A 13,439-nucleotide genomic window follows, 5' to 3' on the forward strand; every position below is an offset into this window, starting at 1 on the left:
GCCGCGGAACACTTGGACGGTCTGCTACGACGCAAGCCGATCGTCGTGCACGCCGACCTCGAGGCAATGATCACCGACGCCGTCGACGCCGCCGACATGGCGTTGGTGACCGCGGTGACGAACGCGGACCTGAAGGAATGGACGCGGGCCTGGGCGACAGCCAAGAAGCCCGAGGTCGAAGCTGATGCCTGGTCGACCCTCACGGACACCGAGGACCGCGTCGCAGCACTGCGGGCCGCGGCCGAGGCCGAGCTGCGGGCGATGCTTCCGGACCTCGCCGACTGGTTCCGTGCCAACCCGATGCTGTCCACCGACCTCGCCACCTGGTTGCGGGAGAACGGATTCGACGTCTCCGAGGAGGCGATCTACGAGCTTCTGCTCAACCATGTGCTCGGTGGTCCGTTCCCCGAGATCGAGTTCTTCGGCCCGTACACCGCCAAGGCGGGCCGACTGGCCGTCGGCCCGGACGGCCAGCCCACCGTTACCGCGTTCATCAAGGACACCACGCTGGACGAGCTGCTGGGTATGGTCCTGGACGCGCTGAAGTACCAGGTGCTCGGTGGGCGGGCGCACGTGATCATGCTGCTGGACCGGATTCACGAAAGTGTCGAAGACGAGAACCCCCATATCAAGGAAATCCGCGAAAAGCTGGGCAAGAAGCCCTTCTTGGTGGCGAAGGTCGAGGTGGTCAACAACGAGGACGGCACCCGCACCTACAAGCGCACCTACACCCGGGCCGCGATGGAGAGCGTGGTTCGCTGGGAACTCGAGGCGCGCCGCCACGGCATCGCAGCCCCGCACATCCTGATCGTCGACGAGGGCGAAGTCGACATCAACGCGTTCGTCGACTACCTCCGTCAGGTAGCCACCTACCCGGACAACCAGCTCGAGGTCTGGGACGAGGAGGACGGAAGTTTCTGGGCCGGCTACCCCGGCGGCAAGGTGATGATTCGCGATCAATTCGGCGAAGGCACTTGTGAGGGCCTGGATCTCGCCGTCTACAGTCGCGACAAACTGGCCCGAGTGCGGAACAACAACGCCGCTTCCGCGGTATATCTGGCTGAGGTGTTGCGGGAACAGATGGTTCCCGTGGAAGCGATCAACAAAGAACTCGGCTATCTGTACAAGTCCGGTGTACTCACCTACCCGGGCAGCACTCCCGAGTTGCGCCCTGGGAGTGTGGCCGAGACCAGGCCGGAACTCGTTCTCGCAGCCATGGAGTACATGTTCCTGACGGTCGTCCAGCAAGCCCTTGTGCGTATTCGTACGGCAATGAACGATCCCGAGAAGTTCGTCGAATTGATCGGCACCCGCCGGTCCGCCGGCCGCACCGACATGGGTGGTGCGCAGAAGTTCCTCAAGAATCCGCCGCGCCTGTGGGAGCAGGACACCCGGACACCCGAGCAGCTGCGGGCCGCTTTGCAGCGGTTGCAGGAGCAGCTGGATGACGCGACATCCCAGGCGGAACGCGGCAGGTCGTTCGGTGCGGATCATCTCCCGGGGGATGAGGGTTTCGGAACATCGAGGCGGCCATCCTGGAAGCAGCCACTCCGAGGCAGACGGCACCCCATCCGGCGGCCGAATCCGAAGCCGGAGCCGAGTGCCGAGGGTGCGGAATCCAACTCCGTCGCCGTACCCGGTGACCCGGCCCCTGATGCGCCGGTCCCGGCATCCGTCCTGGCCGAACTGGAAGCCTGGTTCGCGGACCTGCGTCGGCTCGACAGCGGCGCAGCGCTGACCGGTCTGCGGAAGGTGTGGGAATTCCTTTCCGCCGACCGGGTTTCGGCGTCCGGCTTGAGTAACCAGCCCGCCCCCGAGGCGACCATCGTGCTCGGGAACCCCGCTACTGCGCGATCGATCGCAGCAGTGTTCTGGAATCACTATGTCGACAATCCCGATCTCCGAGGTAAGCCTGTCGTTGTGTCCGGTCATCGAGGCCCGGAATCGGCTGCAGCCGAATCGACCATCATCAGCGAGGAGCTGGCGGCCTACGACGCACAGTCCGAGCTGCGGATCATCGAGGAGTCGGAAGCATCGACCACGTGGGAGAACATCGACTTCTCCATGGAGAAATTGAAGGTCGACGGCAGGTATCCCACCTCCGTCCGGTTCCTCTCCAACCCGCACCACCTGCGTCGCACCAAGGCATTGGCCGAGAAATGGGTCGCGGACAAGCGGCGGAATGGTGAGATCGACTACGAGATTCACCTCTCCGTGGCCGCGATCGATGTGCCCGTCGAAACCTACCTCGCCTACGGGATGCGGGATTACGGCCCCGTTACCGATGATCCGACCGAGACCACTCCCGTTCTGAACGAAACCCTGCTCGCCATTCTGTTCGAGATGAAGGGAGCGATCGACCTCCCGAACAAACAGGTCATCGCCGATCAGAACGTCCCTGACGAGGTGCGCGAGGCCTTCCACCTGCTCGCCACGGCGTTCCCGCGGCTTTACCACGTGGAGGTGCGGGAGCTGGCCGAGGCCGCGTTCGGTCCTTGGCCGATCGCGGAGGCTGTCGTGGAGAAGGTGCTCGCGAAGGCCGAACAGCTGGTGGCCGAAACCTACCGGGCGCAAGGCACTCTCGACAGTCTGCTCGAGCTGGGGATCGAGCAGTGGCTGCTCGGGGATCTGGCGCCGGCGGTGATCGAGTCGACGATCGCGCAAGGCGAACTCGAGGGCCTGGACACCGCTGCCGAGCCGCTGACGGTCCGTGGGCTGGTCGGCACAGGTCCTTGGACGGACGCGATAACCCGCAGCGGGCCGCGAGTAGTGCAGGTCGACGTGACGTTGGACAAAGACGGCGACCAGATGTGTCTGGCCGGCACCGACACCACACTGACAGAGGTCGCCCAGCATGCCGCTGACTGCGGCGTGGCACTGTCGGTCCGCATTGTCGCCGAGGCCGGGATCGATATCGAACGCGCCCAGGGCCTGGTCGGCGCTTGCGTGCTGGCGACGGATGGGATCGCGCCGATCGCCGAGTTCGTCGCCGACGACTGGACGGTGCTGGATGCCGTCAGACAGATCGCGCCGGATTCGCGGCACGCTTTCCTGATCCCGGAGGATCAGACAAAGACAATCGACGGTCGACTGCTGTGGAATGCGCTGCGACGACAGGACGTCCCGGTGATCGCCAGCGCCAGCGGGGCCACGGACATCGCGCGTGCCTTGGACCTCGGTGTCGATGGCATTGTTTCGACCGAGCCCGATGCGGCCGTTCGAGTGGTGAACAGCCATCCGACCGCACACCTCGAGCGGCGCCGCCGCCCCGTCCGGACATCGTGGCCGGACTTCGAGGTGCAGACACGACTGGGCGAGGCGAGCCCGGACGGTGTTGATCGCGCGCTGCGGAGCGGCGCGAACGTGATCCACGCCGAGCTGATGTGGTTCCGCGGTGTGCCGATGGTGTTCCCGGTCGGTCGGAGCTGGGACCAGCCGGCGGACTATGAGCAGGCCCGAATGCGCGGGATGATGCCGCTCGACGAGTTCGCCCGCCGACTCGTCGGCTGGCCGGTCGGTGTGTCGTTGCGGTTCCGTGACGAGCCGTATCGAGAGATACCGAGTGCACGCAACGGCGTACTGGCCGCCGAAGCGATTCTGGCCCGCAACGGGATCGCCGCCCGCTTCGAATGGGACCGTGACCGAGATGCCGCCCGTCTGGTGTCCAAGGACGATAAGGTGCACTCCTTGGTCGGCATGGGACCCATTGACAGGGGTGCCTCTTCGATGCGTTTCGCGCGAAAGCACGGAATCACTACCTGGACGATTCCTGCCGGCGATGTGACCGCGGATTTCGTTCGTCGCGCCCGCAAATATGGGATCACCGTGATCGCCGACCGCGTCGACAGCCTGGACACCGGACTCGAGTTGAAAGCCATAGGTGTTGGTGGTATTACGACGTCCGCGCCGGACCGGATGAAACAGCTCACTACCGGACACGAACACTGGCAGCCTTCGGCGATCGAGCCGGCTCCGATTACGGCGGACCAACAGCCGAAATCCCACCCGGTGTCGGTGACCGCGGTCGGCGACAGTGCTGGAATCGAAGGTCTGCGTCGAGTGCTGCGCGAGGACGTCGCCACAGTGCAGCTGCGCGTCGGCTGGCCCGGGGACAGCGAGTCCATTGCTACGACGGACCGGGAGGTCGTTGTCGTTCCCGAATCTCTCACCGCGACAGCGAACAAGACCCTGTCCGATCTGCGCATGGTCGGTTGCTTCACGCTGACCGAGGCACTCTCTGTGATCGGCGATTCCAGCTGGGGCGGAGAAATCATGCTGGAGGTAGTGACTGACGGTCTGACCGAAGATCAGCTGAAGAAATTCACCAAGGATCTCCGCGGTCGGATGACGGACGTGAGGTGCAGTTGGGCGAGCGGAGACTTGGATGTACTGAAGCGGATGCGCTTCGAGTCGGACGGCAGGTTGGACGCGGTGCTGGTGGTGCCGCGCGGCGGCGCGATTCCAGAATTCGGGATGTCCGAGGTCTGGCCAAGTTTGTCGGTGGACAGCACCGATGTCACCGCCGACCTAGTGCGCGATGACGGCTGGCGCGTGCGCGTGCGCGCCGATCGTCCTGAGGACGCGGCCCGCATGATGGCGTTGCGGCTGGATGTGCAGACGCGGTACCCGGAACTGTTGCCCGACAGGCCGATTCCCGTCCATGGGCCGCGCACCGTGGAGCCGGCGACACCTCAGGAGGTGATGTATGAGACCTGGCCTTCGGGTTCCGCTGAGGACATGGTTGCGGAATTTGTCCGTGGCCTGGAATCCGGTGCATCCACCATCGTGGTGGATGTCTCAGTGGTGGACGGTATTCCGGTGCTTGCGGGCATGGAACCCTTCGGCGTCGGAACAGCCTTCGTCGATACCGCGGCATTACCTTTGGCGCACGCGCTACGCATGGCCGAACTGCAAGATATGGAGCTGCTCGCCGTCCCTCGAAATCTCGACCTGGCAGGGCTGCGTATGGTGCTCGCGGTCTTGCGGCGGTCAGGGAGTGGCAGCCGCCCCCATTTGGTGATCTCCGACGCCGCCACGGCAAAGCAGGCCCGCAAGTTCGCCCCCGACGTGCGGTTGGCTACTGACCTGCGCAACAGCAAATTGCACAAGCTCGCGGCCCGCAGGAAGGCGCGGGTCAACATGGTGTTGGTTGACATGGAGTCGGTCGGCAAGGACCTGGCCGAGGTCGGCGATGGGAGCCGGTCGCATCAGCTCGAGGCCCGCCGCGAGGAGGGGGTCGACATGGTGTTGGCCGACATGGAGTCGGTCGGCAAGGACCTGGCCAAGGTTGGCGATGGGAGCCGGACAGACAGCAAAGAGTCGGTGATCGTCGTGAATCCGATCGGACCCGCGATGCGCTTGCTGGCTCCTGCCAGCGTCGCCGGGTTCTGCTACTCGGCCAGCGCCTGGAAAGAGGACCCGTTCCTCGGGTTCCAATTGAAGCGGGCCACAAACCGGGCGGAATTCGCAAACGTGGAGTTCTTCTCCCCGCGAGCGGGATTCGTTACTACTAAGGATGGGCAGCGCAAGATTTGTCTGCTGGTTGCTCACAGCAACGACAAGGCAGCTCGTCGTGCGGCGGTTTTCGACGTGCTGTCGTCGCCGGAGGTGGCCGCGGCCGCCGGAGAACAACCGATGCCGGTGGAGTTGTGGAAGATCCATGGCAAAGGAGTCGACCGTACGGCTTTGTATGTTGAGAGACACACGGCGCTGAGGTCCGGTCCGATGGCATTACTGCTCGACGAAGATGGACAGTGGCGCGATGCCGAGGGCACGGTACACAACGCGGGCACCGATGCGGATTCGACCGGCCGACCTCCCCATGCGCCGCTACCACCCGACAGCCAGCCGTACGCCCTCATGGGGATACCGGACTATGCGCGGACCGCCCCGGACTACGCATGGCCCGACATCGAGGACGGGAGTTCGGCGCTGTCCGAGGTTCCCGGCGAGGCTCGGGTGTTGATGGTCCACGCGTTGCGGCAGGTTGGCAGCCCGTATCTCGCGGCGCTGTCCAAGGCGACCAACGCGCAGGTGCTGGCGGGGATGGAGGCGCTGGCCGAGCTTCCGAACGGCCAGGACATGCTGCGCGTACTGGTGCAGCGGTTCTGGAATCTGCGCAATGCGTGGCGGACGTCGGCGGCGCTGGACATGACCGTGGAGCGGGTGCGCGAAATCGAGTCCGAGGCGGTCAAGGCATTGGCCGACAGCATCGCCCATGCCCGTGTGGATCCACACGAGTGGGAATTGGTAGCGGCCGCGCAAGCGGGAGACCCTGTCGCGCCGCACCAGGATGTGGATCGCGATTCGGCGGAGTTGTCGGCGCTGCGAGAGCGGATGGCGGCAGCGGTTGCCAAGACTCGTGACGGTCTGCGTGATCTCGATGACGCGATCGAGCCGGAGATTGCGCGGCAGTTGCACGACTTGGTCGCCTCGTTCAAATCCTTGTCTGGGCCGAGGGCACCGGAACAGCGTGTGGCACTGCGGCGGCAGCTCGCCGCCTTGGTGGCGATGGCCGATGGTGACATCGCCGCGCTGGGCCGTGCCGCTGCGGCGATAGGTGCGGATTCGACTGAGGCGCTGCTGGATTGGCATAACGGTTCTGAATCGCTCGACCCGCTGCAGCGGACGATCGCCTTGCATGCCGCCCGGCTGGAACTTCGCCGCCTCGAGGAACGCCTCGCGGGCTTGATGGCGTTGTCCGACACCGAGATCCGATTTGCCGACGCCCGGATCGGGATCGAGTCCGAGCAGCGTGTGGTGGTCGTCGGAATGTCCGCGGACTCCGAGGCGGATCTCGTCGGGATGCTGACGACAGCGATGCGGGCGAATCCCGAGTTGCTCGCGGCGGTCGAAGATGGCCTGCCGGTCGAGTTGCAGTGGGTAGCGGCCGGCAAGCCTCGCTACCGCACGGCCACCGTCCAGGTGCTCGTCGAGGGTGACACGATCCTGATGCTCGGCTCGGGTGGGGTGCGTTACCGCGACGGCCAGGAGATCCCCGGGCTGACGGATCAGCGCACGGTCGCTGGCGCGGCACGAGGGCAGCGGCTGGGAACGTGGTTCGGCGCGGGTAAAGCCGGTCGAGGCACTCCGATGCGCGGGCCGGACGGCAACGGCCATCACGGCCCGGATGGCCGTCGTGAGGCTGCTGGCGAGGAGAGGGGAGCCGACCCCGATCATCGACCGGCGACTTCCGGCGATGCTGCTCGAAGGCGGCTGGACGGTCCTGAGTCGTTGCTTGCGGATATCGCGGAGGCACACGACGAGGCGATCCGTAGTCGCGACACCGCCATGGACAAGCGGAACGCCGTGCGCGCTCAGATCTTCGAGAGCGGAGTGGATGCCGGGCTCTTCGACAACCTTCGCCACGTGCGGTGCGATGCGGCCGTAGCCCGGGCGACGCCCATCGAACTGGGTAGCTTGGCGCACTTGAACCTGTCGGAACTGGTTCGTCAGGATCGGGCAGCGGCGATGGACATCGCCTTCTACGCGGAGCGCATCGCCGCGCTGGCCGCGCTGTCCGAGCGTGTGCGCACACTGGCCGCGGGATCGGTTCCGGTGCAGGTGCTTTCGGTGATGTGGTCGGCGGATGTGCGGTGCGCTGTGGACGCCGATCAGGTCAGGGACGCCGTGGCGGAGATGGGGCTGTGGGTGTCGGCTGCTGACCTGGCCCCCGAGCGGATCAACCGGACGATTGGTCGGATCAGAGAGCTATCGATCGACCCCACCATGGGTGATCTGAGGCCGGAAGAACAGGCTGGCTTCGACCACCTGGCGACGACGGCACTGTGGTACCGATTTGCAGCTACCGAGGCCGAGCTGTTCGGCGAACTGTGCGCTGAAGCTGGTCCGCTCTCGGATGACGGGACGCTGCGTACCTACGCGCAAGCGCTCTCCGAGCGTCGTGAGTTGGAGAGGCAGATTCGTGCGGTGGCCGCGCAACCGTCGACGCCGACGCAGTCGGGGTGGTTCGCCGAGCGGATACATGAGTTGATCGCGACTGCGCATCGGGAAGAGCCGGACCTGTGCGATGAGCTGGTCACTCTGGGGGCCCGGTTGCGAGTCGCGGCGTGGCAGGCCGGATATCACGCTGGGCGTGCGCGCGAAATGCTCGGTACCGCATCCGATTCCGAAACCGAAATGGCTGCCGGCGAGTGGGCGGCCAACCTCGGCCCACAGCTGGCACTGCTGTATGCGTCCGAAGTTGCCGCGCGTAACAGCGCGTGGGTTGCGATCTACCGCGAGGTTCGGTCGAGGTCGGGGTCGATGGCGGCCGAGGAGGTGCGCAGCCTGTGCGAAGCGGCCGAGGCGGAGTTGTCGGTGCTGGAGGACCAGGATCAATTCGAGTCCAGTCTGACTGATGATGACCAACAGCGCGCGCGAGAACTGGACGAGTTCATCCACGGCGCGTCGGAGTATCTGACTGCGGTCGGACGCGTCGAGTATGTCGAGAAACTGTTGTCCGGTATGGCTTCCGACTTCAGTGGCGCGGTGCGGGCATGTGTGTACTCGCCCGCGCAGTTGCGCCAGGCGAATTCCTCTGGTGATGGCAACGCATCCAACGATGTGGACAGCGACACCTTCGACCAGCTCGCTGTTGCTGTGGCCGAGGCACATCTCATCGATATGCATGCCGCGCGGGAAGGTGCCGTCGATACGCCACTATCGGTAGCGGCTGCAGAGTTCGCGAGCGCACTTGTCCACCGTGCCGACGCCGTCGCCGCACGGGATCAGGCGTGGCGAAGGGTCTCTGATGCCGAGACGGCCGAGGTTGCGCCCGCGGGCGATGATGCGGACGAGGACATCATGTCCGCCGCTCGCACAGCATCGGAGGAGGCCGCCGAGGCGGAGGCGGTGGTTGTCGACTGCGCCGTGCGAATGAGCGATGTCGCTTCGGCCGTGGTCATCGGTACGTTCGGCGCCGACGACGATGTCCGGTCGGCGGTTGAGCAGGCGGCGGCCGTGGTGGGTGAGTGGCTGCGAGACAACGGGTTCGACGATCCGGTCGAGGTTCCTGCCGCGCAGCAGGTGGTGAGCGTCATGGTGGCGCGCGCACTTGGTCGCGGTCCGGTCACGGTGACGGCGGATACCATCCATGACGACAGAGGTCTCGTCACCCGCATTGTGGTGACCGATGCCGCTGGTGAATGGAACACCTGCGAGATAGCGGAATCGGCACTTGGACGCTGGCAGGACGAGCCCTTCGACGCGATGGCTCAGCCGTGGGCCAGTCGTGCGGAATCACGAAGTGCGCAGACACTATTCGACGGTGCTGCCCGCGACGTACGGGCACGCTTTCCCGGAGTGCAAAGATTCCACGACGCGTGGCGCACCCTGAGCGGCTCCACACAGATGGCTATGACGTTCCCGCGGCCCCAGGGCGACCATCTGTACGGTATTCCGGCGTCCTGGCGCAACAAGATGGACCGGGCAGCGCTCGACAGCCGAATGCGTGAACTAGCCCGAAAGTGGCGAGACCTGAAACTCGAGGACGAATCCGCACGTCCGTCCACGCAGAACCTTGCGGCGGCACTTGATGTCGACCTCGACCTCGACCACGTCAGGGACAGGGAATCGATCGCGCACGATCTCGCAGCGGTCGGCAAGGAGTTGCTACAGCTGCGTTCCTTGTCGGCGACGCTCGCTGAGGTCGACGCCTGGCTGGCGGACCAGCCGGGCGAGCAAATGGCGTATCTGCTGCACTGGGATCCGGTGAGTGGTTTCGCGGAGTTCGCGATCGGCCACGATCTGGACACCGCCGAGTTGATCGACATCCACAGGGTTACCGGGACTCCGGCGACATTGATGCCGGTTGGTGTGATGCGAGCTGTTCAGGAGCATGCCGGTCGGCAATGCGCAGATGCCGACGGTGGATCACCACGGCGGCGGACGGCAGTGGTGCGCTTCATCCCCGGCGTCGTGGCGCTGACTGTCGCCCGGAGCCGCGACGTCGATATACAGAGTGGGCGTGAGTATTACGCCAGTTTGGATCTCGGCGCCCAGCTGCCGTCGTATGAGACAGCGTCGGACGCAGGACTGTCACCGCTGCACCATGACGTCAACGATCTGGTGCGCTATCTCGATGAGCCTGTCACGGCTGCGGCGTTGCCACAGCGGCAGCCGGCGCCGCCCGATAGGCGATGGGAACAGGAGCTGCTCGGATTCCCGCGCATCGACGGTCCGCTCGTCCAGGGGATAGTTGCTGGCCTGGTGGTGGATGGCCGGACACCAGGGATGTCGGTCGACGATCGGTCCGGTGACCTTCCGGACGGAACCGAGAGCGTGGATCTGGCCGCGATGCTCGGAGGCGCCTGGCAACGCATCGGAGCGCGAACGGAATCGGGTGCGCAGCCCGAATTCGCTACTGTGGCCGAGCTCGCAGCGTGGCTCACCGACAATCCCGGCTCGACGGCGGTGGTGGCTACCCAGCCGGCGGGCGCGACGACCGCATCAACCGTGTTGCTACACAACGACGGAAGCGGTGTGCTGACACGGTTGAACCCAGCCGATGTGCACCCGTTCGACTTCTACCGGGCGCTCAACGCTCCCAACCCGCATCTCGCGTTCCAGGAGATCTTGCGGATGTATGGGCGTCCCTACCCGCAGGAGCAGTGGCCGCGCGAAGCCCCTGCCCTCGACGAGCGAGTATCGGCGATCATCCGCACAGCCGAAGGGCCGCTGCGGCAGTTCGATCTCGAGGACCTGCTCGCTGGACGAGACGACACTGAGGGTCCGACCGTATTGATCGCCTCCCGGCCGCGTGCGGGTGAGGTGCCGGTGACCGACGGCCAGGACGGCGAACTTTCCCAGGATCTTGCGGACGGGGCGCGGATCGGATTCCAGCGTGAGCTGCCCCCCGAACCCGACGAACGGGAAACCGCCGGGAACACGTGGCAGCGGCTGACCGGCGTCGATGTCACGCAGCCGCAGGGCGGGGCCGCGCGCTGGATCCACCGGTCATTGCGCGAAAACCGCCATGGGGCAGAGCGAGCGGATGAGATCGCCATCCGCTTCCTCGATTCGGCGAGACCGGGCTGGCGCGCACCTGATGAGCTGGTGGATCCCACCCGGATCGCGGACGCGCTGCGTCGACAGCACTGGGAGACAGCCGGTTTCGCGAAAGCGTGGCATGAACTCGAGTGGCGCGACAAATGGCTGTGGACCTGGTTCAAGCCGGAACTGGTTGCCTGGTTGCCGGGCGTCACCAGTGAGTGGTGCGATCTGGCGAACCGATACCTGGTCCTGCGTGAGATCCGCCGATTGCAGAGTGAGCCGCTGCTCGACGAGCGGCGGCTGAGTCAGCTGACGGCGATACTGCAGGCCTGGGCCGATGCCAAGCAGTGGGGTCGCGCGCACGGCGTTCCGGTGTATCTGGGGAAGGTCGATGTCGACTCCGGTTACGCGGAATTCCAGCTCGGCTACCGAGAGAACGCCGAGGAGCTGGACAGCTATCTGGTCGATGGGGACCTGAACGGGGCCTCATCCGCACTGGCCGCGGTCGCCGCTTCGCACATGGATCGGTCCGTGACGGGATCGCCACGGCGGGTATCGATTATGCGTCTCGGTCCCGGTATCCTGCGCTCCGATACAGCTGCGCACCGGATCGCGAACAACAGCCACCTCGACGTAATCGCGACCCGCAAGTTCCAGGTCAAGCTGCAAAAGGCGGCCGGACAGCAGGCGGCCGGCGCCACGCGGATCACCGACTTCATGACGCACGACAACGCCACGCTGATCGAATGGGACCGGGAAGGATTGGCGCGTCGAGTGACCGCCGCGGTGCCGTCGGCGTCCGCCCCCGCCCGCTACCGTCCGCCCCCGCTGAGCGATGCCGACCAGGCATGGCTGGACCAGGTGATGTGGGCGCCGCAGCGATGTGGTCTGGCGGTGTGGGGTGTCGTCTCCACTCTGGCCGGGAATGTCTCGCCGCCCCTGCCTGAAGACTTCAGAGTATTCCTAGCCGGAACCGACCTGGCGAAATCGCTCGAAACCTCCTGGGCGCGTTTCGAATCCGGCAGCGCGCTCATCGAATGGCTCGGCGGACGGGAAGGACGGCTCGCGGTCGTGGACGTCGGCGAGCATGTGGTGCTGCTGCGCAATGTGGGTGGGTCGGTGCGGATCTTCGACCCGGCCGACATCCACGACGGAGCGGAACTCGACGAGGCCGCCGGCGCCGCCGCACCAGGAGAGCTCTATGCGGAGCTGCTCGCACAGCACGAACGCGACCGCCGTGACGGTGACCTCGGGGACGGGCCTTTGGACGTGCTTGCTTTCGACCCCGGTGCGTCGTCGGGGCAGGCGGTCGCGGTGGTGGAAGCCGGGACGGAGCCGGGTGTGCGGATACCCGGCCTCGATCACCGCTTTACCTCCGCCGGGCCGCTGTTCGTGGCCGGACCGGTAGCAACCACGGAAGACGCTGCGGCCGTGGATGTTCCGGACCAGCAGACAGAGACCCAAGACCCGCTCGCACCACAACCGGACGACAGCGGCGAACCCTCATTGACCGCGGTCGACGCGCGCAACCGCAGGGCCACGGAGTGGGATCTGGCGATGCTGGGTTCGCGAGAAAGGCCCGCGGAGCTGACGGAGACGCTGCGGCAGTTGGCTGTTGCGGAGATGATGGCGCAGTCCGCCCCCGCCGACGCGATACCTCCGGTGTACCTCGTCGACTACGACTCGCTGGACGGCGGCGGCAGTGGCGGTGGCCGTGTGGTGATCGGAACTCGCGGCACCGATTCCGGGACGGTGACTGGTGACGCACTCGTCTTCGGTTCCGGAGTGGAAATTGCCGCGTGGTTCCGGGATGCGCACCGGCTGGAAGTGGTCGGCGGCGATGCGGCGGATCCGGCCGTCATCCGTGAGGTGGCATCCACCTGTGATCCGGCCTTGCTGCTGCATCCCGAAATAACGCTCTGGGAATTGCGGTTCACCCCCGATCTGCGCAACGGATATGGCGATGCTTTCCACCTTTCGAAGGGAGGTAGGCATGGTTGCGGTTCCACCCGCTGGATCGGTATCGGGAAGGACTTCGACTCGGACATCGCCGACTGGCGGCATCGGCGTGCGCGGGAATTCGACACGGGATACTCGAACGCCGCCCACTTGATCCAGCCGGCGGGGCAGACTGCTGCCCACGAATTCGCGCATGCACTGCACTGGATGGTGGCAGAGCAGGTAAATGTCGGACTGGTCGCCGCAATCGACCGCACCTATATCGAGACGGAAGGCCGGTCGCCGTCGAGCCTCGAGCGGCTCGCCCGGGTACGCCGCCAGCTCGGTCAACGCGTCCTCGACGAGCACGGAATCGCCGCACTCGAACAGGAAGTCGAACCTAGCGAAGGGTATGGATTCGACTTCTTCGAAGTCGTGGCAGAAGCAGATGCCGAGGTCCGCAAGCGTGGCTCGGAGGCATCGCCACTGGCATGGGCAATCCACGATCT

1 protein-coding gene (only partly in view) is annotated in these 13,439 nt (G+C 65.6%); it reads left to right on the forward strand.

The whole window is internal to an ElyC/SanA/YdcF family protein gene (locus OH799_RS00465) on the forward strand: the coding sequence, 112,296 nt in all, runs 61,758 nt past the left edge and 37,099 nt past the right edge, and what appears here is coding positions 61,759-75,197 — codons 20,587 (complete) to 25,066 (partial); the first complete codon in view begins at nt 1. Both codon boundaries (start and stop) fall beyond the window edges.

Source organism: Nocardia sp. NBC_00881, from assembly GCF_045207455.1.
Taxonomy (GTDB): domain Bacteria; phylum Actinomycetota; class Actinomycetes; order Mycobacteriales; family Mycobacteriaceae; genus Nocardia.